Consider the following 21,780-nt stretch of genomic DNA (forward strand, 5'->3'; position numbering starts at 1 on the left):
GACCGCAGGTCAGCCGTGCTCGCCGGAAGGTGCAGGCGGCTGAGCGTCCGAGCACCGTCGCGCGGGAGCAGCGGGAGGTCGCCGATGCCTTCCGTGCGGCGGTGGCTGGCGGCGATTTCGAGGCGTTGCTGCGGGTGCTCGACCCGGACGTGCAGCTGACCGTCGACATTCCGGGTGAGGCGGTCGTCACCATCGGCGCCACCAGGGTCGCGGCCGGAGCGCGGACGGTCGCCGGCACGGTCGTACGCCAGCGCCCGGTGCTGCTGAACGGCCGCCCCGGTTACGTCGCCTGGCAGGCGGACGGAACCCTGCTCTCATCTCGTTCACGGTCACCGACGGCCGGATCACCGCCATCGCGATCGTGGCTGACCCCGCGAGGCTCGCCTCGATGCGGCTTCCGGATCCGACATGAGCCGGCGAGAACCCCGCGATCGACGAACCCGGTGGCAGGATGAACCGATGAGCGCCAAGGGATCGCCATGAGGATGTCGCCACTGGTGTTCAGGCTGTTTCATCGCGTCCGCGGGTTTTACTGGCGGGTTGCCAAGCCGACCACGTACGGCGTGAAGGTGCTGATCGTTCATGCCGCCGACGCCGAGCGGGTGCTCCTCGTCCGGCACAGCTACGGCGACCGGTCGCTGTGGAGTCTGCCTGGTGGCGGATACCGACCGGCCCGGGAGACCCCGGAGCAGGCGGCCCGGCGTGAGTGCGTCGAGGAGTTGGGCGTCGAGCTGGATCCGTCGGCCCTGGTCTTGGCGGAACACCTGACCGCCAACGGGGGTAGGCAGGGCCACCTCAAGATTGTCCGCGTGTACACGAGCTCGGACGGCATACGCCCGAACGGCGAGATTTCCGAAGCCCGGTGGACGACCCTCGATCTCGCGGACCTGCCGGATGACCCGCCGGTCTCCAAATGGGTGCATTCTGCGTTGAAAGCACACGCACAAGCCCGGCATGACGGCGGCATGTAGCGTCCGCCGCGAGGCGGTTCGGCCTGCCGCTTCGGTACCTCCGTACCGTTGATCAAGGGTTGTAAGCTCGTTTACAGTCCCCGCGTGAACGGGATCATGAGTGTCAACTCGGGCATCGTCGGCGTGAGCGTGCGCGAGTACAAGAACTTGCGCGACGTGTGGCTGGCGTGGGGCCAGGGGCTCGCCATCTTCGGTGCCAACGGCTCGGGCAAGACGAACCTGCTGGAATGCCTGGCCCTCCTGCTCGGCACGGTCGAGAGCGTGTCGCTCGCGCGGCCGCGGCTGCATGTACCGGCGGCAGGCGCCCTGGCCGTGATGGTGCGCGCCCTTGCGTCCGACCTACCCGCCAATCCCGGCAACGATGTTCTGTGGGCAGAGCACCCCGAGTTGGCGGAGGTCGTCCAGAACGTCGGGGACGCACAGCCCGCGTTGGTCCGCTGGGCCGGCGACGGACGGTGGTGGCGTTCACTGGGCGTCACCGAAGGCGCGTCCTTCCACGAGGGCATCAGTCAGGCCGGTTTGCCGGATCAGCTGACGGCACTCCTCATCGACCAGTCCGCAACGCCGGTGATCATGTACGGCCTGGAGGGTATCGACCTCGACACCGACGTGGATACCAATGTCCGCAGGGTGCCCCGACGGGTCCGCCGCCGGTTCAGCCGCACCCTGATGGTCGAGGAGGTGCCCGAGTCGGTTGCGGCGCTGGCCGACACCCTGCCGGACACCTTCGCGCCGCTGCGTCGGGCACTCGCGGAGCCGGACGGCCGTATCGGCGGATGGATGCCGCTGATGGAGCTCCCGCCCACCGATCACGCCCCGGCTGAGCTGCAGTGGCTGCCCCGACCGAGAACCGACAGCGAGATCGACGAAGATGTGAACCAGGCCTTCGGGATCGCCTTCGAGCCGACGGTCGGTCTGCTGAATGTCATGGAGCGGCGGCTGCCCGTCGCCACCGCTCCCGGTGCGCTCGACTGTTACTGGTGGCTGCACGGAGTCGGGCGGCAGAATGCGATGGCCGAGCTGAACGCCACTGCGCCGGGGGTCGCGGTCGTGCCCGTCCATCCCGAAGGCACTCGCATGACGGAGCTCGAGGACCTGGCCAACTTCCGCATCGAGGTCGCCGGCGCCGGAGCGGTCGGCCGGGTGGGGATGGGCGAAGGCCCCGTCCTCGACCAGCTCTCCGCAGGTCAGCGACGGTGGGCCGATGAGGCGCTGGCGGCGATGGCACTGCAGTACGACTCCCTCGTGCTGCGGACGAGTCTGTGGGCCCTCGTCGTCGGCATGCTCGACGAGGACGCGCTCATGGACGCCGCCCTGTCTGCCGCGAAGGTCTTCGACACCGAGGTCGCGAAGAAGGGCTTCTGGACCAGCAAGGCCATCGACGCGACCCTCCAGGCCCTGGACCCGTGGCAGGCCGCGCTGACCCTGGCCAGGCGGCAGCCCCAGGTCTCGCCGACCGGGGAACACACGCGGGAGGACGTGGAGGCGATCGAGGCACACGTCCGGCTGGCGTTCCTGCTCCACGAAGCCCGGCCCCGCCGTATCGTGCGGGTCTTCGACGAGCCGGAGGCCCATCTGCATCCGGCAGCTCAGCGCGCCGCGGCCGCGGCCCTGCAGACCCTGAACGACCAGGGTGCCGACGTCGTGATCGCATCACACAGCCCGGTCTTCCTGGATCTGCCCGGCTGGACGCGGGTGCACGTGTCAGCTGTGAACGGCCGCGCGCGCGTGGAGACCATCGGGTCGCGCGCCGTCACGGCACAGAGCGCCCTCGCCAAACAGCTCGGCGTGAACCGTGGTGAGCTGCTCGCGGGTATCAGCGGCCTGCTCTTCGTCGAAGGCGACCACGACCGGCTGGTACTGGAGCGCCTCTACGGTGACGAGCTGAAGGCCGCCGGTCTCGCGGTGATCCGGATGTTCGGCACCGACAACCTGCTGGCCGTCGCGGAACTCGACTTTCTGGACCGGTACGTCGACGTGCCGGTCTTCGTCCTGGTCGACAACGCGAAGGTGCAGCGGGTGCACACCGGGCGGATGGAGACCGACGAGGAGCGGAAGCTCCTGGCCCTTTCGAGGAACTCCCGCCAGCGCGGACGCAAGCACCGAGCCGTCGGTCTGGACCGTCCCGACATCACCGCGTATCTCAACGAGACGGCTGTCCGGGCTGTGTATCCGGGCTTCGCCGGGTGGCGGACGGTGCTGGACTCGTTCCGCAAGCGAAAGTCACGTCCGAAGTTCAAGGTGTGGTTGAAGGAGAACTTCGGGGTGGAACTCGGTTCGAAGAACGCGATCGACGAGGTCCTTCGGGTCATGGTCCGCGACGGTCTGCCGCCCGCCGGCGATCTCGGGCACAAGATGAAGAGCGTCATTGCCGACGCCATGGGTGCGAGTGCTGCCCGACCCTGACGGCTGCCGGGCGGCGAGGTCGGCACCGAACGCCACGAGCCGGTAGAGCTGCCTAAACGTCAGCGCGCATTTGGCGTTCCCGAAAATACGTGCATATGCTCGTAATGTGCGGGCCGGAAGCTCCGGGTAATGCCCGGCGGCCCGCTCGAGATCAAGTGTGACCGGGGACAACGAAAGGCCAACCATGATCAAGATCAATGCTCGTCGATTGACCGCGGCCGCCGGGCTGGCCGTCGGCCTGCTCGCCGTGGGCTCGCTGGCCTCCGTTGCCGCCTTCGCCGGCGACGACGCGCCCGACTCGCGGCATGACACAGAGATCTTCCAGCTGGTCGCCAAGCAGACCCAGGCCGAAGCCATCGACCATGGCAAGAAAGGGCTAAGCCTCGGTGACGAGCGCACCGTCTTCGAGGACGTGTATCGCGACGGCAAGAAGATCGGCGACCACAGCGTCGTCTGCACGTACGTCCACCTCGCCCCGGACGCTCTGCAGTGCGTGGGCACGTTCTCCCTGCCCGACGGCCAGATCAACGCCCAGGCGCTGCTGCACCTGCCCGCGGGTCCCTCGATCGACATCCCGATCAACGGCGGCAGCGGCGCCTACGGCACCGCTCACGGCTACGTCCACACGGTTCCCGCCGGTGAAACCGAAAGGCACCTAACCTTCCATGTCACCCGCTGAATGTCGGCCTCGACGTCGAATCGTGTCATGGGAGAAACGGCAAATCCGGCACACGTCAGTCATTTAATGCCGTTCTGACCGAATCGAGGTTAAGGTCGACTTCAGGTCTCGGAGGGCGGATCTGTGACGCACAAACGCTGGTTCGTGCGGCTCCGCGCGCGAAACGGTGGGGCGGGTCTGTGGTGGGGCCTCGTCGTGGTGCTGTTCATGGGGCTGGTCGTGGAGGCCGTCCGCGAACTCTCCCGCGGCGACCAGCCGTCGCATCTGCCGGTCGTCGACGACTGGCTCAGCGCGGGGCTCATCCTGGTCTCGAGCGTGATGTGCGCCTGGGGTGCGCGTCGCAGGCCCGCCGGCCGGGCCCGTGCGGCGTGGTGGTGCTTCGCGGCGGCGCTGCTGTTGTTCGCCCTCGCCGTCATCGCCGAGCGTGTCATGTACACCGTCAGCGATGACGTGCCCTCCCCGAACCCCACCGACCTGCTCTACCTCAGCACGTATCCGCTGTTCATGGCGGGCCTCGTGTTCATGGTCCAGGCCCGGGTGCTGGACGTTCCCTGGCAGCGGTGGCTAGACGGCTTCGTCCTCGTCCTCATCGTGGTGACCCCGGGGGTGCTGCTGCTTATCGGACCCGTGGTGGAGAGCGCGCCGATCGACCCGCTGGGCAAGATCGTCACCGTCGCCTACCCGCTCGGCGACGTGCTGCTGCTCGGCGCGCTGCTCGGCACCCTGCCGCTGATGTCCTGGCGACTGGTCGGCAGCTGGCCGTGGGTGGGCGCCGGGCTGGTCTGCCTGACCGTCGCCGACGCCGCCTACAGCCTCAACTCGGCCGACGTCATGGCCCACAACGCACCCTACGACTTCCTCTGGAGCGCGGGCGCACTCGCGTTCGGGGTCGGCGCCACCCAGCTGCCGTCGCCGGCCCGACCGTCGCGGGAGATCACCGGCTGGCCCGCGATCGCGTTGCCGCTGGGGGCCTCGCTGTTCGCCGTGGCCACCCAGATCTACGGCTACTTCCGGCCGCTGCCGGACGGCGAACGGCTGCTGACCATCGCGGTCCTCATCATCGGCATCGCCCAGATCATCGTGTCCCGACCCCGCCCCGAACCCGAACAGGATGCGACCGGCCCCCGATCAGGCGGTTGAAGCCGGGGCGGCGTGGTGCGGCGACCGCCGGGTCCCGGTTCGGACGGTTCCCTCGTCCGCGCTGGGGTTCAGTTGCTCGGTGGAGGGGGAGCGACCTGGGCGACGAGGAACCTCGGGGCCATCTCGCAGTAGCTGTCGGTGATCAGTTCGGCGATCTCGGTCCAGTCGGTGTGGTCACCGAGGACGACGGCGGCGACGTTGGCGCCCCATGGGGCGCGGAAGAACGGGAAGCCGCGGGTGGTCAGGCTGAGCAGGTCGTCGACGGGTGCGCGAAACGTCATCACGGTCGGCGCCTCGCCGGCGGCCGACTGCCTGGCGTAGACCGGGAAGCGGTCCGGATCCGGCGTGTAGACGTGGGCGACCGTCCGTGTGCGGATCCGCCAGCGCACGCCGATCCAGGCCGGTTCCTCGTACATGTCGGGCAGCCGCCGGCAGATCGGTCGCAGCCGGTCCAGGATCTCCGGTGGCACGTCTCCAAGGCCTGACATGGGCCCGACGATAACGGGTGCCAGTGACATTCGTGGACCGGCCCGGCGAAGGGCCGGGTGCGCGGTTCGCACCCGGCCCTTCGATCAGGTCTATTCGATGAAGACCTTGACGGAGTCGGCGAGGCCGTCGTTCCGGTTGACGGCGACGAAGAATTCGCTCCCCACGTGGGTGATGTCTTCGATCTCATCGGTCAGGTTGTTCCCCGGCACGCCGATGTCGCTCTCGACGTCGCCTCCCGACCAGTTGTACTGGTACACCCAGTTCCATCCGGTTGCGGGCGTCGAGGTGTTGATCGACTTACTGTTCCAGATGTAGTTCTCGGAGCAGTCGATGCCCTGGTCGGAACGATTGTCGTGACTGGTCAAGTTGCTCTTCACCAGCATCCAGCCACTGGTGAGCGCGCCGGAACCGGGATGGGTCCACAGGCTGCCCAGCCGTCGGGCAGCGTATTTGCCCGCTCCGCCCGCTGCCGTCGCGCTGTAGCAGAGGCCGCTGATGTTGCCGATCGGCAGCCGTACTTCCGCGGTGGTGCCGATGGATCCGTCGGCGTTCAGGCGCACGATCGTCACCTTGTCGCTCAAGAACGCGGACTGGCTTCCCTGGGTGGCGATCAGGGCAGGGCCTTGGCCGAGGTAGTTCGCGTTGTAGGCGAGATCGTTGCCGTGGCCGAGGGTGGGTATGGAGGTCGGCGCCCCTGCGCAGGTCCAGCTGGCACCGTCCCAGGCCGAGCCGTCGCGCAACCACCTGGACAGGACCGGTTCGGCACCGGCCGCCTTGGTGAAGACGATGTAGAGCTGGCCTCCTGGCCCCGCCACCATGCCCTGAAGCACCGTGCGACCTGCCTTGCAGGCACTGCTGTTCGGGATGTTCAGTCGTTCTGCCCCGCTCCTGTCCGTGGCGGCGTAGGCGGTTGCGGTCGGCGCGATGGCGATGGCGATGGCGATCGAGAGTGCAAGCGCGGACGCGACGCTTACCAGCTTTCTCACAACGGGTCTCCTTTAGGGATAAGGAGAGCGAAGCATATCCATCAGTGCGAACCTACGCCTCCGGCGCGTTCATGATGAGCACGGGATATTCCGCTGCCGGGCCTGCGACCGTAGGCGGTCGTCGGCGAGGTCAGCTGGGAGCCGTACGGTCTCGCAGTCGGCGACCGCGCCCAGCCACGCCGCGGCCTGGTGCGGGTCAGGGCTGGTGAGGCCGTAGAGGTCGGTGACGGCGCGGGCGGCGGCGACCCAGTCCCCGTCGCGCAGAGCGGTGCAGGCGCGGGCGGCCGCGTAGTCCCACCAGGCCTGCCGTTCGGCGGGTGCCTGCGGCCAGCCGGTCTCGAAGCGGGTCAGCCGCCGGTACGCCGCGTCGCAAACGCTGCGCAGCCACGCCTGTTCGGTCGCCGACACCTGCGCACCGGCGGCCGCGATGGCCAGTGGCCGCCGCCATGACGTGGGCAGCAGATCCGCATCGACGGCGCGTAGCGCCCGCACCACGACGTCGCGTTTCGTGTCGTCGTCGGCCTCGTCGAGGTGGCGGGCGGCCCAGCCGAGCCGGGCGAACACGTCGGCGTCGGGCAACGGCACCCACGTGTCGAGTTCGCTGAACGCGTGGGCGAGGTCGGCGTGGGCCCCGGCGGCGCCGAGCGCGACGGCCTGCCGTACGCCGATGGTCTGCCCGCGGGTCAGCAGCCCGGCGGCGGGGGTCAGCTGGACCCGCTGGTGCGGGGCCGACCGGGGATGGAATCCCTGGTCAGGGCCCCAGCACCAGCGGTCGGGCCGCGCGGCATGGGGGATCAGCCGGCCGAGCGGGCCCGTCGACGACACCGGCGCACAGCGGTGGGCTACACAGTCACCGGTCAGCTGGTTCGTCGATCCGGTCATGGGGTCACCTCTATCGGGACGGGGCGGCGGCGAAGGGGATCTTCGGTAGTTCACGGGCCGGGTCGCCGGCCGGGTGGGTCCACAGGCCGCGGTCGCGCAGGATCGGCAGCACGCCCTCGCCGAACCAGTACGCCTCTTCGACGTGCGGGTGTCCGGAGAGGATGAATTCGCTGATGCCGAGGTCGGCGTACTCGGCGATGCGGTCGGCGATCTCGGTGTGGCTGCCGACCAGGGCCGTGCCCGCGCCGCCGCGGACCAGGCCGACGCCCGCCCACAGGTTCGGTGCGATCTGCAGGTCGTCGCGTTTGCCGCCGTGCAGGGCGAGCATGCGTTTCTGCCCTTCGGATTCGCTGCGGGCGAGTCCGGCCTGCACCGCGGCGATGTCGTCGTCGCTGATGCCGTCGAGCAGTTTGCGGGCCTGGGCCCAGGCTTCGTCGGCGGTGTCGCGGGCGATGACGTGCAGCCGGATGCCGTAGCGCAGCTCGCGGCCTTCGTCGGCGGCGAGCTTGCGGATCCAGTCGAGCTTGCCGGCGACCTGGGCGGGCGGTTCGCCCCAGGTGAGGTAGACGTCGGCGTGCTTGGCGGCGACGGGGCCGGCGGCCTTGGAGGAGCCGCCGAAGTAGACGGGCGGCACCGGGTCGGGGACCCGGGGCAGGGTCGCGCCTTCGACGCGGTGGTGCTCGCCGGTGAAGTCGACGCTGCCGCCGCGCCACAGGGATCGGGTGACGTGCAGGAACTCGTCGGCGCGGGCGTAGCGGGCGTCCTTGTCGAGCCAGTCGCCGTAGGCCCGCTGCTCGTGGCTCTCGCCGCCGACGACGACGTTGAGCAGGAGCCTGCCGTCGGAGTGGCGCTGGAAGGTGGCGGCCATCTGCGCGGCCAGGGTCGGTGACAGCAGGCCGGGGCGGAACGCGACGAGGAACTTCAGGCGTTCGGTGACCTCGGTGAGCATGGCGGTGGTCAGCCACGCGTCCTCGCACCAGCCGCCGGTCGGGGTGAGCGCGCCGACGAAGCCCAGCTGCTCGGCGGTGCGGGCGATCTGGCCGAGGTAGGCCAAGGTCGCCGGGCGTGCGCCGCCGGCCACGCCCGCGGGCAGGCCGTGGCCGCCGCCGACGATGAACCGGCTGTCGCCGTACGTGGGCAGGAACCAGTGGAAGGTGAGGCTCATGTGCGGTCTCCGTGCTGTTCAGGCGGGTCGCGGTCCGGTGTGGAGCGGCCGTGATCGGATGCTGGCATGTGCAGGTGGGCGGGCACAATCCATCGAACGAATAATTCATATTAAATCTATGGGATATACCGAATAACTATGTGATCTGGGCCACAGTTCTCTGGACCGCCTTGCCGTCGCGCTCCTACGGTCCCAAGCCATGAAGCGGAGTCCGGGCCCTGATGGTCGTCAGGTGGACAGGCCGGCCGGCTGAGGAGGAACCCATGCCCTCGATCCTCGCGATCTCCGGATCGCCCTCGCCCACCTCGAAGACCGCGCGCGTGCTGCGGCACGTCACCGACAACCTGCCCGGCTCCGGCGCGTACGAGGTGAGCCACCTCGCGGTGCGGGACCTGCCCGCCGAGGCGCTCGTCGGCGCGGACGTGCGCCACCCGGCGATCCTGGCGGTCGCCTCGGCGATCGCCGCCGCCGACGGCGTCATCGTCGCGACGCCGGTGTACAAGGCCGCCTACAGCGGCATCCTCAAGTCGCTGCTGGACCTGCTGCCGCAGTACGCGCTGGCGGGAAAAGTGGTCCTGCCGCTGGCCACCGGCGGCACTCCGGCGCACGTGCTGGCCATCGACTACGCGCTGCGGCCGGTGCTGTCGAGCATGGGCGCGACGCACATCGTGGCCGGCTGCTTCATCCACGACAAGACCATCGTCGACACCGACGCAGGGGGCGTCCTGCTCGACGCCACCGGGCAGGCGTTCCTGGACTCCGCCGTCACCGGCTTCACCGACGCCCTGGCCGTGCGCTCCCTGCAGGCCGCGTAGCGTCATCCCACCGCGGTAATGACTCGCCGTGCCGAAGGCCACATGCCATGGTGGAGGTGCGGGCGTGCACCCTCGGTTGCCCCACGAAGGTGAGGGCGTCCGCACCGCCCCTCACCCCCTGGAGCGTGATGTCAGCGCAGTCGGCGTCCCCGCGATACCCGGCCCCGAAATCGACTATCGATCCCGATCAGAGCAGGTCCTGGCTGCGGCGCGCGCTGCCGGTGGTGCTGGCGCACCGGTGGCTGCTGCTGACCTCGCTCAGTCTGTCGCTGGTCGGCCTGCTGGTGCAGGTGCAGATCCCGAACGTGATGCGGCTGGGCATCGACGACGCGCTGATCGCGCGCACCGCGAGCCTCACCGGCTACGTGTGGTGGCTGGCCGGGCTCGCGGTGGCGTCCGGCGTGGTCAACTACCTGGCCCGCCGATACCTGCTGCGCACCGCGTACGAGATCGAGTACGACCTGCGCAACATCATGTACTCGCACCTGATCCGGATGCCGTTCGGCTTCTACGACCGGGTGCAGACCGGTGAGCTGATGTCGCGGTCCAGTTCGGACATCCGTGCCGTGCAGATGTACCTGGCGTTCGGGCCGTCGATCCTGGTGCAGTGCCTGATCGCGGTGTTCGCGTTCGCGCTGATGGTGTCGATCGACCCGCTGCTGGCCGTCGTCGCGATGGCCACGATGCCGGTGATCGCGCTGCTGGGCGTGTGGATGCGCAAGGCGATCTTCCCGGTGTCGTGGCTGATCCAGTCGCGGCTGGCGCAGGTGGCCACGGTCGTCGACGAGAACATCAACGGGGTGCGCATCGTCAAGGCGTTCGCCGGTGAGCAGCGGCAGGTGACGCTGCTGGCGTCGGCCGCCGACCGGGTGCGCTGGGCGTACCGGCGGGACGCGTGGATCCGCAGCCGCTGGTCGCCGACGCTGGAGAACCTGCCGCGGCTCGGCCTGGCCCTGGTGCTGCTGTGCGGCGGCTGGATGGTGATCGAGGGCCGGACGTCGGTCGGCGCGATCGTCGCGTTCAACTCGTATGTGCTGATGCTGCAGCCGCCGTTTCGCATGCTCGGCATGATGATCATGATGGGTCAGCGGGCCGCCGCCTCCGCCCAGCGCATCTACGAGGTCCTCGACACCCGCAGCGATATCACCGAACAGGCCGACCCGCTGCGTACCCGGATCCGGGGCGAGGTCGAGTTCGACGGTGTCGAGTTCGCGTACCCCGACGGCACGGTCGCGCTGCGGGGGCTGGACCTGCGCATCCCTGCCGGGACGACGGTCGCCGTGGTCGGGCGCACCGGCTCGGGCAAGTCCACGGTGGGGCGGCTGCTGGCCCGCTACTACGACACGACCGGCGGCGCCGTCCGCGTGGACGGCCGGGACGTGCGCGAATACGCCCTGGACAGCCTGCGCGACCAGATCGGCATCGTGCCCGACGAGCCGTTCCTGTTCTCGCTGTCCATCCGCGACAACATCGCCTTCGGCCGGCCGGACGCGGACCTGGCCGACGTCGTGGCCGCCGCCGAGGCGGCCGAAGCCGACGGCTTCGTGCGGGCGCTGCCCGACGGCTACGACACGGTGATCGGCGAACGCGGGTACACCCTGTCGGGCGGGCAGCGCCAGCGGGTCGCCATCGCCCGCGCGCTGCTGGTCAACCCGCCGGTGCTGGTCCTCGACGACGCGACGAGCGCGGTGGACGTGCACGTCGAGCAGCGCATCCATGCCGCACTGCGCGACCTGCTGCAGAACCGGACCACGATCATCGTCGCGCACCGGTTGTCCACCATCGCCCTGGCCGACACGGTCGTGCTGGTCGACGACGGCCGCGTCGCCGCCCAGGGCACCCACGAGGAGCTGCTGGTGGGGGAGCCACGCTACCAAGACGTGCTGGCGACCATGCACAGCCAGGCCGCCGAGGTGGACGAGCAGGTGGCGGCGTGAGAGAGCGCAGCCGACGAATCAACGGGCTCGGACATGCAGCCGACGGGCGCAGCGAGGAGAAGGCATGAGCATGTTCGGGGGTGGGTTCGGCGGGCCCGGAGGGGGACCGGGCAGCGGCCCGATCGGCGGGCTCAGCGCCGTCGGGGCCGGTCGCGGCACCCGGCGCACCGGGGACACGCTGCCGTTCGCCGGGGTGCCCGACGAACTGGCCGCAGGAGTGCGCCGCCTGGAGGAGAGCGAGCCCGACCACGGGCTGCCCGCTGACCGCTTCGGCCACCGTCCGCCCGGCGGGCCGTCGTTGAGCCTGCTGTCGCTGCTGAACCGGCGACGCGGTGTGTTCCTGGCGGTGTGTGCGACCATCCTGGCGGAGACGCTGCTCCTGCAGGCGGGGCCACTGCTGGTGCAGGTCGGCATCGACCACGGCATCGTCGCCCGCGACCTGCCGGTGCTGCTGTGGTCGGCAGGCGCGTTCACGGCCGCGGTGCTGGCCGGCTGGGCCACCACGACTGCCCGCATGCGCCAGACCGGCGCGCTGGCCGCCGACGCCATGCGCGACCTGCGGGTACGCGTCTTCGCGCACCTGCAGCGGCTGTCCATGGACTACTACACCAACGAGAAGGCCGGGGTCATCATGACCCGGATGTCGTCGGACATCGAGTCGCTGCAGCAGTTGCTCCAGGAGGGGCTGGCCCAGTTCGCGGTGCAGGGGCTGACCATGGTCGTGGTGACCGCGGTGCTGTTCCACTACGACGCCGGGCTGGCCGCGATCACCCTGCTGCTGGTCGTCCCGGCGCTGTTCGCGGCGTCGGTGTGGTTCCGGCGGGCCTCCGACACCGGATACGCCCGTCAGCGTGACGCCATCGCGGCGATGTTCACCGACCTGGCGGAGAGCCTGCACGGCGTGCGGGTGGTCACCGCGTACCACCGCGAGGACCGCAACATCGCCCAGCACCGCGCCGTGGTCGGCCGCTACCGCGACGCCAACGACTTCACCGGCCACATCAGCGCGATCTACGGCCCGGGGACCTCGGTCATCGGCCTGGTCGGCATGGCGCTGCTGCTGCTCATCGGCGGACGGATGGTGCTGCGCGGGGAGCTGAGCATCGGCGAGCTGACCGCGTTCGTGCTCTACCTCAACGCGTTCTTCGCCCCGGTGCAGCAGCTGGTCCAGCTGTACACGAACTACCAGCAGAGCCGGGCCGCCGTGGTGAAGTTGCGCGGGCTGCTCGGGCAGGCGCCCACGGTGCCCGAGCGCGCGGATCCGGTCGAGCTGCCGCCCGTCACCGGCGGGATCGTGTTCGAGCGGGTCGTGTTCGGGTACGACCCCGCGCGTCCCGTGCTGCGGGGGGTGGACCTGCGCATCGAGGCGGGGGAGACCATCGCCTGTGTCGGGCCGACCGGCGCGGGCAAGTCGACCCTGGCGAAGCTGGTCACCCGGCTGCACGACCCGGACTCCGGGCGGGTCCTGATCGACGGTCACGACCTTCGTGACGTCAGCCTGGTCTCGCTGCGCCGCCAGATCGGAGTGGTGCCGCAGGAGCCGTTCATGTTCGCCGGCTCGATCCGGGACAACGTCGCGTTCGCCAGGCCGGAGGCGACCGAGGCCGAGATCTGGGCTGCCATCGACGCGGTCGGTCTGCGTGACCTGGTCGAGCGCACCGATGCCGGGCTGGACGCGCCGCTGCACGAGCGCGGCCAGTCGGTGTCGTCAGGCCAGCGGCAGCTGCTGGCCCTGGCTCGGGCGTTCCTGGCCCAGCCGCGCGTGGTGGTGCTCGACGAGGCGACCTCGAACCTGGACCTGCGCTCGGAGCTGCGCGTGGAGCAGGCCCTGGACCGGCTGCTCGAAGGCCGGACTGCCCTGCTCATCGCGCACCGGCTGTCCACGGCGATGCGGGCCGACCGGATCGTGGTGCTCGACGAGTCGGGTGTCGTCGAGATCGGATCGCATGCCGAGCTGCTGGCCGCCGAAGGCCGGTACGCGGACATGTTCGCGACCTGGTCGCGGCAGCACTGAGATTATTCCTATAATTCCCATAGGAGATAGTGACTTAACGTCTTCGCGCTGCTAGCGTCGGGATATGAGCGCACAGCGATGTCGACGGTGACGCCCATCGCCACCGTCACCCCCGCCCGAGAGGCACTCCCATGACGCTCACCGCCCTGCCCCCGACCGTCTCCGACGACCACCTGCCCGACACCGCCGTCGCCGGCGTCGAACTGCACCGCTACCTCGGCCTGCTGCGCCGCCACGCCACCACGGTCGCCGTGGTGACCGCCCCGGGTCAGCACGGCGGCCCGCCGGTCGGGTTCACCGCCACCTCGTTCACCTCCGTATCGCTGCGGCCCCAGCTGGTGTCGTTCTGCCTCGACCGCGACTCCTCCAGCTGGCCCACCGTCGCCCAGGCCCGCCACGTCGCCATCCACCTGCTCGCCGACGGGCAGGAGGAACTGGCCCGCACCTTTGCCGCGCGCGGCGTCGACCGCTTCGCCGACGCGAGCCTGTGGCGGCACGGCCCCTACGGCACACCGCTGCTGCACGGCGTGCTCGCCCTGCTGATCTGCGAGGTCGTGCAGCGGATTCCCGCCGGTGACCACGCGATCGTGCTCGGCCGCCCGGTCAGCGCCGAACACCGGCCCGGCGAGCCGCTGCTGCACCACATGGGCGGGTATACGGCACTGGCCCACTGACCGGACGGCCGTCGTCGCTTGTGGATAATGTGCCGGGACCGTAGCGCAGAAGTCGTCGCGCCCGCCTGCACAGCGGGAGGACGCCGGTGCGAATCCGGCCGGCCCCACACCTCGGTTGCGCGGCCGCCCTGGCACGCATACGCCTGGGGCCTATGTGTGCCAGGGCGGCGGTTCGAGCGCACCGGCGGCGATGAGCGCACGCGACTCGGCGTCGTTGCGGTATCGCAGCGGGACGACCGCCAGCGGGAGCTGCTCGCCGGTCTCGGCACGCCTCGCCCTGATCGGCCTCACCAGCGGCCGGGGACCGGGCCCGCGGCTGATCCACTCCGGCAACGGCACATCGACGTCGCCGAACGGATGGCCGACAGTCACGATGACGTTCGCAGGATCAGGGCCGTCTGCTTCCACACGGGCTAATGTAGTGCTCCGTTCCTTCGCGCGGGCTCGTCGAGGCGCAGGATCGTTTCCTCGATCTCCGCGTTCCGCGCGTTGGCGAACGCGACCTCCGTGTCGGTGATGGTGAATCCTGCCTTCTGCAGCACCTTGAGCGATCCGGTGTTGTCACTGGCGGCGCGGGCGAACAGCGGCCGCACCGGATTCAACTCCAGGAGCAGGGCGAGCGCTCGACTGGCGATGCCCTGCCCCCAGAAGGATCTGTCGATCCAGTAAGTCACCTCGGTGTCGCCCTCGATGACGAAGCTGGCGACGCTGCCGACAAGCCGACCGTCAAGCGTGACGGCGCGATTGGTGGTCTCGGGCGACGCCCTGATCTTCGCCATGTGGGCGTCGAACGCGATGCGGTCGTCGGGATCCTTGGCGGTGAAAGCGGCCATCCGGACCGACTCCGGATCTCGCATCAGCTCGAACAGGGCATCGAGGTCGGAGTCCTCGATCGGCCGCAGCGCCACCTCACCCATCAGCATCTCCCCACCTGGTCCAAAACCGTTTCAGCGGGGCTGAACATACCAGCGGCGTGAGACAGATCGAGCAGGATCATCCCGTCACCGACCCGGTGCCGGCGGGGTGGGTGGGAGCGTGTGCGTGTACCCACCAGGCGAGCGGAAGCGCGATGAGCGCCACCGCCTGGATCGCGAGCAACGCCGCGACGATGCCGAAACGGTCTGCGACGAGGCCGGCTCCCAGGGCGACGAGCCCGTAGAGCACGCTGCCGAGCAGCGACGCGAGCGAACCCATCGTCGCGCGTTCCCGGTCGGTGAACTCGCGCTGCAGCAGCGTCTGCTGAGCGATCGTTGACATGCCGTACGCCGGTGAACCCAGCAGCACGGGCGAGAACACCGTAGGCTTGACCAGCGCCACGAGGTTCGCCACGTTGTCGAACAGCTCACCGGACAGCAGCGTGCGGGCCGCGCCCACCCGGCCGATCACCCGACCACTGACGCGGAAGCCCACGAAGGCCACGCCATGGCCGAAGGTGCGCCACAGGCCCAGCGCCCACAGCGGCCACAGCCCCGCCACGAACACCGGCGACAACTGGGCCGCGCTTTCGCCGCTGAAACGGAGTGCCGACACCAGAGTCATCCGGCGGAGCACCGCATTTCGGCGGACGCCGCGCAAGGCCGCTCGGAGATGCGCCAGCACGTTCGATTCCAGCGGGCCGCGCATCCACGGCTCCCGGACCAGCGAGGCGACGAGAACGCACAGCAGCTGCGGCACCACCGACAGCACGACCACCGTGCGCAGCGACCACGCGCCGGCGACCACGCCGCCTATGGGCGCCGCCAGTGCGAGCGCGATCTGGAACATCGAGTTCACCCGGCCGGAGTGCTGGGGGAACTCGTCCTCCCGGCCGGCGGTGAGCAACGTGTCGTAGAGCAGAGCCTCGTTGTTGCCGCTCCACAGTGCGGTCGCCAGTCCCTCCAGCACGACGGCTGCCACGAGGAGGCCGTAACCCCAAGCGGCGGCATACCCGAGATGGGCGGTCACCATGACGACCGCGCCGGCGATCATCGTGCCGCGTCGGCCGAGGCGGTCGGAGAGCACTCCGGTAGGGACTTCGAAGGCTGCCGAAGACAGCTTCTTCACCGCCAGGAGGCTGGCGGCAGCGGTGAACGAGCCGGTGACCTGCGCGAAGTAGATGACCATGATCGGCCCGTACATGCGGAAGTCGCCGAAGAAGTTGAACCAGCTCAGCAGACGGACATTGCGGTCGACGGTCTGATCGGCGGAGTCCGCGGCAGGCGGAGCCGACGTTGGCCGTGGAGACCTCTCACCGCGCGGGGCGGCGATCAGTCGTTCGGCCAGGGCACGTGCACGGAGCAGCGAAGAGTGACGAATGGGCACAGCAGAACTCCCGGGAAGGCGAATGGAGACGCCGAACAGCGCCTAGGGCCGGTGACAGGTGTCACCTCGCCCCGGCGACCGGGATGTGTGCCGACTTTGCCGCTACACGTGCGGCGTCACAAGCCTGCGACCGCGGTCACCCAGGGGCGATCGGAAGCTCCGGCCATCGTCTTCGACATCACGACTCCTCACATCCCTGGCGGATGGGATTCCGCAAGATCTGCACCCTAGCGAGCGAAGGACCTGCGTGTCACGGACATATCGGAGGGTGGCCGCTTCCCGAGGAGCTGGGCGCAACGCACTGACATCCACGGTTCACGCCGTGACGCCCAGCCTCTCCAGCAGGTGCCGCCGCAGCCCACCGAAGCCGGGGTCGTCGGGCGTACGCGGGTGGGTGAGGGGAACGGGGGCGTCCTCGACGAGCCGGCCGCCTTCGAGGACCAGGGTGCGGTCGGCCAGCAGCAGCGCCTCGTCCACGTCGTGGGTGACCAGCAGTGCCGCGAAGCCGTGCTGTTCGCGCAGCCGGATGAACAGCTCCTGCATACGCAGCCGGGTCAGCGCGTCCAGGGCCCCGAACGGCTCGTCGAGCAGCAGCAGCTCCGGCTCGCGTACCAGCGCGCGGGCGACCGCGACCCGTTGCGCCTGGCCGCCGGACAGCTCCGCGGGCCAGGCGGTGTCGCGGTCGGGTAGGCCGACCTCCGCCAGCGCCGCCCCCGCCCGCGCACGCACGTCCGGGCCGGTCAGCCCGAGGGAGACGTTGTCGATGACCCGTTTCCATGGCAGCAGCCGGTGCTCCTGGAACACCACCGCCTGGTGCGGCGGCCGCCGCACGATGCCGCTCGCGTCGGGGTCGAGTCCGGCGAGGATGCGCAGCAGGGTGCTCTTGCCCGATCCGCTGCCGCCGAGCAGCGCCACCACCTCTCCGGGCGCGATGGTCAGGTCGACGCCGTCGAGCACGACGGTCGCGCCGAACGAGCGCCGTACGTCGCCGGCCGTCAGCACCGTTGTCAGGTCGCCTTCAGTCCGCGTCGCCATGACAGCGTCCTCCTCTCCGCGATGCGCAGCAGCAGGTCCGACAGCAGTCCCAGCAGCGCGTACACCAGCAGGCCGAGCAGCACCACGTCGGTCTGGGCGAACTCGCGCGCCTCCATCATCAGGAAGCCGATGCCGGTCTGCGCGTTGACCTGCTCGCCGACGACCAGGCTGAGCCAGGCCGCGCCGATGGCCAGGCGCAGCCCGAGGAACAGCGACGGCAGCGCGCCGGGCAGCACCACGTGCCGCAGCCGCGCGAGGTGGCCGAGGCCGCAGGTGCGGGCCGCTTCGACGAGGCGTTCGTCGATGTCGCGGATACCGGCGTAGGTGTTGAAGTAGATCGGGAAGAAGCTGCCCAGCGCGACCAGCGTGATCTTCAGTTCCTCGCCGATGCCGACCCAGATGATCAGCAGCGGGACCAGTCCCAGGTGCGGCAGCATCCGGGCCATCTGCACGGGCGGGTCGACCAGGTCGTCGCCGACGCGCAGCAGGCCCGCGAGCGCGCCGAGCAGCAGTGCCAGACCGCCGCCGAGGGCCAGCCCGATCGCCGCGCGCTGCAGGGAGTCCAGCAGGTGTACGGCGAGGGTGCCGTCGCCGGCCAGCCGCCAGCCGGTTTGCAGCACCTCACTCGGCGCGGGCAGCTTCTCCGGCGGAAGCAGTCCGGTCCGCGCTGCGCTCTCCCAGGCGGCCAGCAGCACGACCGGGCTCACCAGGCGCAGCACCCGGCGACCGGAGCGCGGCCGGGCAGCCCGGCCCGGTGCCGCTGTTTCGACCGGTGTGGTGCGGACGACGGCCGGGGCCGCCGTCCGCGGTGCGGCTGTCATCGCAGCGCCTCGGCGAAGCGGCTGTCGATGCGGGACTTGATGTCGATCTTCTCGGGGATCAGCTGGAGTGCGGCGAAGCCGTCGGCGATGGCCTGCAGCTCGTCGCCGATCTCCGGGGTGACGGCGGCGAGCGGCTGGGCGCTGCGCTCCAGGGCGCGGGTGGTCACGTCGAGTGGGATCTTCAGCTCCGGCGCGAGGATCGCGGCGCGTTCGGCCGGGTTGGCGATGCCCCAGTCGGTGACCGTGCGGTACTGCTTCAGGAACTCACCGAGCTGGTCGGTCTTCTGCTCCAGGGCGGTCGGGTCGACGAGCAGGTATTCGCGGTTGCTCGCCAGCCCGGTGGCGTCCTCCAGGACGACGACGCCGGGCTGCTCGGCCAGGGCGAAGTAGGGGTCCCAGATGATCCAGGCGTCGACCTGGTCGCCGTCGAAGGCCGGTCGTGCCTCGGCGGGCTTGAGGTACTTGACGTCGATGTCGGTGATTTTGAGCTGGTACTTCTCGAGCAGCTTCACCAGCAGCCAGTTGACATTGGAGCCCTTGTTCAGCGCGACCTTCTTGCCCTTGAGGTCGGCGAAGGTCTTGAACCCCTTGGCCTGCTTGACGAGCACGGCCTCGCCCTTGGGGACCGGTGCGGAGGTGCCGATGATCTTAAATTCGATCTTCCCGGCGGCGGCGAAGATCGGCGGCGCCTCGCCGGTCTGTCCGATGTCGATCGCCTTGCCCTTGAGGCCTTCGGTGAGGGCGGGCCCGCTCTCGAACAGCGACCAGGTGGCCTTGGGGTCGGCGGCGTTGCGCGCCTTGACCAGGCTGAGCCCGCCGAAGCGCTGGTAGCCGATGCGCAGCGGCTGCCCGGCGGCGGCCGGTTCGTCGCCGCCGCACGCCGACAGCAGGGTCGCGGACAGGGGTGCCGCGGCGAGCGCGGCCAGCAGCGAGCGGCGGGAAAGTCCAGGGTGGGCGTGCATGGGTGTCTCCTGAAGGGTGGGAGCCGTGTCTCGTCGCCGATGACGGGGGAGCGTGCCCGGTCGCGCGGAATGCCGTCGGCCGCCCGCACGCGGTGGCAAAAGGCTATCAACCCCATAGGATTTATGGGAATAGTGCCTGACCTGCGGTGCGGCGATACGACTTCGATTATCCAGGGCCGAACACCGCCCGTGCGCAGGAAATGAAGGCCCGAGCGGGTCCACGCCGGGGTGCGGCTTCTGGCACGATCACGGCATGGCCGAGCATGACCTCGTGGTTCGGGCCGTGTGCGGCGTCGTGGTCCAGGACGACACCGGCCGGGTGCTGCTCATGTGCCGGGCCGGTGAGGACACGTGGGGTCTGCCCGGCGGAGGCGTGGAATCCGGCGAGACCTGGGAGCAGGCCGCGCTACGCGAATGTCGCGAAGAGACCGGCTGGGACGTCACCCTGCACGGCCTGCTCGGCCTCTACAGCGATCCCGCCACGCAGATCCACCGGTACCCCAGCGGGAAGAGGGCGCACTTCGTCGGGGCGGTCTTCCTCGGCTCACCCGTGCGGTTGGCCGGCACGCCCGACGGCGAGGGCACCCGGCTGGGGTGGTTCGCGCTCGACGAGCTGCCGGGCCCGCTGTTCGCCCCGGACGTCCCCGTGCTGCGCGATGCCGCCCGCAGCCAGGGCCGACCGTTCATCCAATGAGGCCGTGGGCCCGACGCGGACCGGTCACCAGCGCTGGCGGCGCGGGGCGGCGTCACGATCGCGGTCACGGCGAGCGCTGACCCGCTTGCCCTTGATCGTCGCGTGGCGCAGCGCTTGGATCACGTCGTCGGCCGCGTCCGCCGGCACCTCGACCAGCGAGAACCGGTCGGCGATCTCGATCGCGCCGATGTCGCGCCCCGGCAGCCCCGCCTCACCGGCGATCGCACCCACCAGATCCTGCGGGCGTACGCCGTTGCGCCGCCCCAGGCCGATGAACAGCTTGACCGCGCCCGCCGCGGGCCCGCGCGAGCCGCCGCGGCGACCCTCGCCCTGGCCGGGACGCTCGCGCCGCTCGACGGGCTCGGCGATGTCGGGGATGACCTCGTCGTCGGGGGCGTTGCCCATGGCCTCGTGCGCGACCTTCACCGCGGCGAGGGCCACCTCGACGATGTCGTACTCGTCGGCCAGGCTCTCCACGACGACCCGGAACCGGTCGAGATCGTCCTCAAGGAGGCTCTCGTGCACCGCCGCGCGGGTCATCTCCAGCCGCCGGGCGTGCAGGTCCGCGACGCTGGGAATCTTCTCCATGGTGATGCGCTGGCGGGTGACCCGCTCGATCGCCTTGAGCATGCGGTGCTCGCGCGGCTCGGCCAGGGTCACCGCGACGCCCTCGCGACCGGCCCGGCCGACACGGCCGATGCGGTGCACGTACGCCTCGGGAGCCGACGGCACGTCGTAGTTGATCACGTGGGTGAGCTGCTCGATGTCCAGACCGCGGGCGGCCACGTCGGTGGCGACCAGCAGGTCCGCGGTGCCCGCGCGCAGCCGGCCCATCACCCGGTCGCGCTGCTCCTGGCTCATACCGCCGTGCAGCGCCTCGGCCCGGTAACCGCGGCCGTTCATGGTCTCGGTGAGCTGGTCGACCTCTTCGCGGGTGCGGCAGAAGACGATCGCGGCTGTGGGCGCCTCGACGTCGAGGACCCGGCCGAGCGCGGCGGGCTTGTGGGCGCGGGCCACCACGTACGCGCTCTGGCGCACCTTCGGCGACTCGCCCGGCGCCGGGGCGGCACGGCCCATCTGGATCCGGGCCGCGTCGCGCAGGTAGCGCTTGACCAGACCCTCCACCCGCGACGGCATGGTCGCCGAGAACAGCACCGTCTGCCGGTTGTCGGGGGTCTCCTGCAGGATCGCCTCGATGTCCTCGGCGAAGCCCATGTCGAGCATCTCGTCGGCCTCGTCCAGCACGACCGTGCGCAGGTCGGCCAGCTGCAGCGTGCCCCGGCCGATGTGGTCCAGCGCCCGGCCGGGCGTGGCCACCACGATGTCGACGCCGCGGCGCAGGGTCTGCAACTGGCGGCCGATGGGCTGCCCACCGTAGATCGGCAGCACGCGCACGCCGAGGTCGCGGCCGTAGCGGTGCACGGCCTCGGAGACCTGCACGGCCAGCTCGCGGGTCGGCACCAGGACCAGCGCGGTCGGGTCGACACGGGTGCGGCCGTCGGCGCTGTCGGCCCACTGCTGCAGCAGCGGCAGGGCGAACGCGGCGGTCTTGCCGGTGCCGGTGGCGGCCTGCCCCAGCAGGTCACGGCCGGTCAGCAGCGGTCCGATGGCCTCGCGCTGGATCGGCGTCGGCTCCTCGTAGCCCAGCGCCGAGAGCGCCTTCGTCAACTCGGGCCGCAGGCCGAGGTCGGCGAAGGTGACGGTCTCCTCGGACGTGGCCGCTGAGGGCTCCTGGCTCATGGTCCGCCTTCTGCTCGACAATTCCGGGTCATCGGTACGCTACCCGGGCAGAACTGTCACCCTGGACGG

The 21,780-nt window shown here is 70.2% G+C and carries 21 protein-coding genes and 1 tRNA gene; 11 read left to right on the forward strand and 11 right to left on the reverse strand.

The window, feature by feature from the left end; all coding sequences use genetic code 11:
• Positions 1-101 precede the first annotated feature (101 nt).
• The 5 genes from AB0B66_RS13560 to AB0B66_RS13580 all read left to right on the forward strand — a co-directional run bounded on the left by AB0B66_RS13560 (position 102) and on the right by AB0B66_RS13580 (position 5,196).
• Positions 102-455: a hypothetical protein gene (locus AB0B66_RS13560; RefSeq protein WP_360527909.1), complete on the forward strand. Its 354-nt coding sequence runs from the start codon at positions 102-104 to the stop codon at positions 453-455.
• A gap of 30 nt (positions 456-485) precedes the next feature.
• The gene (locus AB0B66_RS13565; protein WP_360527912.1) at positions 486-971 is read left to right on the forward strand and encodes an NUDIX domain-containing protein; all 486 of its coding nucleotides are present in this window, start codon (positions 486-488) and stop codon (positions 969-971) included.
• Between the two features lie 84 nt (positions 972-1,055).
• Complete coding sequence (locus AB0B66_RS13570; RefSeq protein ID WP_360527915.1) at positions 1,056-3,377, forward strand: AAA family ATPase; 2,322 nt, start codon at positions 1,056-1,058, stop codon at positions 3,375-3,377.
• A gap of 157 nt (positions 3,378-3,534) precedes the next feature.
• Positions 3,535-4,056 (forward strand): hypothetical protein, encoded by a 522-nt coding sequence (locus tag AB0B66_RS13575; RefSeq protein ID WP_360527918.1) that lies wholly within the window; start codon positions 3,535-3,537, stop codon positions 4,054-4,056.
• A gap of 123 nt (positions 4,057-4,179) precedes the next feature.
• Positions 4,180-5,196 (forward strand): hypothetical protein, encoded by a 1,017-nt coding sequence (locus tag AB0B66_RS13580; RefSeq protein WP_360527921.1) that lies wholly within the window; start codon positions 4,180-4,182, stop codon positions 5,194-5,196.
• Positions 5,197-5,264: 68 nt separating this feature from the next.
• On the opposite strand, the gene AB0B66_RS13585 is transcribed toward AB0B66_RS13580, so the two are convergent.
• The 4 genes from AB0B66_RS13585 to AB0B66_RS13600 form a co-directional block, all read right to left on the reverse strand.
• Positions 5,265-5,684, reverse strand: a complete 420-nt coding sequence (locus AB0B66_RS13585; protein ID WP_360527924.1) for an MmcQ/YjbR family DNA-binding protein — start codon at positions 5,682-5,684, stop codon at positions 5,265-5,267.
• 90 nt (positions 5,685-5,774) lie between these two features.
• Positions 5,775-6,671 carry a hypothetical protein gene (locus tag AB0B66_RS13590; protein ID WP_360527927.1) on the reverse strand — a complete coding sequence of 299 codons (897 nt, stop codon included), beginning with the start codon at positions 6,669-6,671 and terminating at the stop codon, positions 5,775-5,777.
• 69 nt (positions 6,672-6,740) lie between these two features.
• The gene (locus AB0B66_RS13595) at positions 6,741-7,553 is read right to left on the reverse strand and encodes a hypothetical protein (protein WP_360527930.1); all 813 of its coding nucleotides are present in this window, start codon (positions 7,551-7,553) and stop codon (positions 6,741-6,743) included.
• A gap of 10 nt (positions 7,554-7,563) precedes the next feature.
• On the reverse strand, positions 7,564-8,718 hold the full coding sequence (locus AB0B66_RS13600) for an LLM class flavin-dependent oxidoreductase (RefSeq protein WP_360527933.1): 1,155 nt from the start codon (positions 8,716-8,718) through the stop codon (positions 7,564-7,566).
• A 263-nt stretch (positions 8,719-8,981) separates the two neighbouring features.
• Between AB0B66_RS13600 and ssuE the strand changes: the two genes are divergently transcribed.
• The 5 genes from ssuE (at position 8,982) to AB0B66_RS13625 (ending at position 14,265) form a co-directional block, all read left to right on the forward strand.
• Complete coding sequence (gene ssuE, locus AB0B66_RS13605; protein WP_360527936.1) at positions 8,982-9,533, forward strand: NADPH-dependent FMN reductase; 552 nt, start codon at positions 8,982-8,984, stop codon at positions 9,531-9,533.
• A 128-nt stretch (positions 9,534-9,661) separates the two neighbouring features.
• Positions 9,662-11,470 (forward strand): ABC transporter ATP-binding protein, encoded by a 1,809-nt coding sequence (locus AB0B66_RS13610; RefSeq protein ID WP_360527939.1) that lies wholly within the window; start codon positions 9,662-9,664, stop codon positions 11,468-11,470.
• A 64-nt stretch (positions 11,471-11,534) separates the two neighbouring features.
• Positions 11,535-13,484, forward strand: a complete 1,950-nt coding sequence (locus AB0B66_RS13615; RefSeq protein WP_360527942.1) for an ABC transporter ATP-binding protein — start codon at positions 11,535-11,537, stop codon at positions 13,482-13,484.
• A 131-nt stretch (positions 13,485-13,615) separates the two neighbouring features.
• On the forward strand, positions 13,616-14,158 hold the full coding sequence (locus tag AB0B66_RS13620) for a flavin reductase family protein (RefSeq protein ID WP_360527945.1): 543 nt from the start codon (positions 13,616-13,618) through the stop codon (positions 14,156-14,158).
• A 34-nt stretch (positions 14,159-14,192) separates the two neighbouring features.
• Positions 14,193-14,265, forward strand: a tRNA-Cys gene (locus AB0B66_RS13625).
• Between the two features lie 43 nt (positions 14,266-14,308).
• Here AB0B66_RS13625 and AB0B66_RS13630 read toward each other — a convergent pair.
• The 6 genes from AB0B66_RS13630 to AB0B66_RS13655 form a co-directional block, all read right to left on the reverse strand.
• Entirely contained in the window at positions 14,309-14,566 is a 258-nt protein-coding gene (locus AB0B66_RS13630; protein ID WP_360527948.1) for a hypothetical protein, read from the reverse strand.
• Between the two features lie 5 nt (positions 14,567-14,571).
• The gene (locus tag AB0B66_RS13635) at positions 14,572-15,081 is read right to left on the reverse strand and encodes a GNAT family N-acetyltransferase (protein ID WP_360527951.1); all 510 of its coding nucleotides are present in this window, start codon (positions 15,079-15,081) and stop codon (positions 14,572-14,574) included.
• Between the two features lie 70 nt (positions 15,082-15,151).
• Positions 15,152-16,459 carry an MFS transporter gene (locus AB0B66_RS13640; protein ID WP_360527954.1) on the reverse strand — a complete coding sequence of 436 codons (1,308 nt, stop codon included), beginning with the start codon at positions 16,457-16,459 and terminating at the stop codon, positions 15,152-15,154.
• A gap of 315 nt (positions 16,460-16,774) precedes the next feature.
• Entirely contained in the window at positions 16,775-17,494 is a 720-nt protein-coding gene (locus AB0B66_RS13645; protein WP_360527957.1) for an ABC transporter ATP-binding protein, read from the reverse strand.
• Positions 17,467-18,315, reverse strand: coding sequence for an ABC transporter permease (locus AB0B66_RS13650; RefSeq protein WP_360527960.1), 849 nt, complete (start codon positions 18,313-18,315; stop codon positions 17,467-17,469). The genes AB0B66_RS13645 and AB0B66_RS13650 overlap by 28 nt, the downstream gene beginning before the upstream one ends.
• A complete protein-coding gene (locus AB0B66_RS13655) occupies positions 18,312-19,277 on the reverse strand; it encodes an aliphatic sulfonate ABC transporter substrate-binding protein (protein ID WP_360527963.1) in 966 nt (321 codons plus the stop codon). The genes AB0B66_RS13650 and AB0B66_RS13655 overlap by 4 nt, the downstream gene beginning before the upstream one ends.
• Positions 19,278-19,530: 253 nt before the next feature.
• Between AB0B66_RS13655 and AB0B66_RS13660 the strand changes: the two genes are divergently transcribed.
• Positions 19,531-19,971, forward strand: coding sequence for an NUDIX domain-containing protein (locus tag AB0B66_RS13660; RefSeq protein WP_360527966.1), 441 nt, complete (start codon positions 19,531-19,533; stop codon positions 19,969-19,971).
• Between the two features lie 24 nt (positions 19,972-19,995).
• On the opposite strand, the gene AB0B66_RS13665 is transcribed toward AB0B66_RS13660, so the two are convergent.
• Complete coding sequence (locus AB0B66_RS13665; protein ID WP_360527968.1) at positions 19,996-21,711, reverse strand: DEAD/DEAH box helicase; 1,716 nt, start codon at positions 21,709-21,711, stop codon at positions 19,996-19,998.
• Positions 21,712-21,780: the final 69 nt, after the last annotated feature.

The organism is Catellatospora sp. NPDC049111 (assembly GCF_040648615.1).
Taxonomy (GTDB): Bacteria; Actinomycetota; Actinomycetes; order Mycobacteriales; family Micromonosporaceae; genus Catellatospora; species Catellatospora aurea.

Coding starts and splice junctions, on each gene's coding strand:
- AB0B66_RS13660 (WP_360527966.1), top strand. CDS start 19,531: ATGGCCGAGCATGACCTCGTGGTTCGGGCCGTGTGCGGCGTCGTGGTC.
- AB0B66_RS13600 (WP_360527933.1), bottom strand. CDS start 8,718: ATGAGCCTCACCTTCCACTGGTTCCTGCCCACGTACGGCGACAGCCGG.
- AB0B66_RS13595 (WP_360527930.1), bottom strand. CDS start 7,553: ATGACCGGATCGACGAACCAGCTGACCGGTGACTGTGTAGCCCACCGC.
- AB0B66_RS13635 (WP_360527951.1), bottom strand. CDS start 15,081: ATGCTGATGGGTGAGGTGGCGCTGCGGCCGATCGAGGACTCCGACCTC.
- ssuE (WP_360527936.1), top strand. CDS start 8,982: ATGCCCTCGATCCTCGCGATCTCCGGATCGCCCTCGCCCACCTCGAAG.
- AB0B66_RS13585 (WP_360527924.1), bottom strand. CDS start 5,684: ATGTCAGGCCTTGGAGACGTGCCACCGGAGATCCTGGACCGGCTGCGA.
- AB0B66_RS13645 (WP_360527957.1), bottom strand. CDS start 17,494: ATGGCGACGCGGACTGAAGGCGACCTGACAACGGTGCTGACGGCCGGC.
- AB0B66_RS13615 (WP_360527942.1), top strand. CDS start 11,535: ATGAGCATGTTCGGGGGTGGGTTCGGCGGGCCCGGAGGGGGACCGGGC.
- AB0B66_RS13655 (WP_360527963.1), bottom strand. CDS start 19,277: ATGCACGCCCACCCTGGACTTTCCCGCCGCTCGCTGCTGGCCGCGCTC.
- AB0B66_RS13610 (WP_360527939.1), top strand. CDS start 9,662: ATGTCAGCGCAGTCGGCGTCCCCGCGATACCCGGCCCCGAAATCGACT.
- AB0B66_RS13620 (WP_360527945.1), top strand. CDS start 13,616: ATGACGCTCACCGCCCTGCCCCCGACCGTCTCCGACGACCACCTGCCC.
- AB0B66_RS13665 (WP_360527968.1), bottom strand. CDS start 21,711: ATGAGCCAGGAGCCCTCAGCGGCCACGTCCGAGGAGACCGTCACCTTC.
- AB0B66_RS13565 (WP_360527912.1), top strand. CDS start 486: ATGTCGCCACTGGTGTTCAGGCTGTTTCATCGCGTCCGCGGGTTTTAC.
- AB0B66_RS13650 (WP_360527960.1), bottom strand. CDS start 18,315: ATGACAGCCGCACCGCGGACGGCGGCCCCGGCCGTCGTCCGCACCACA.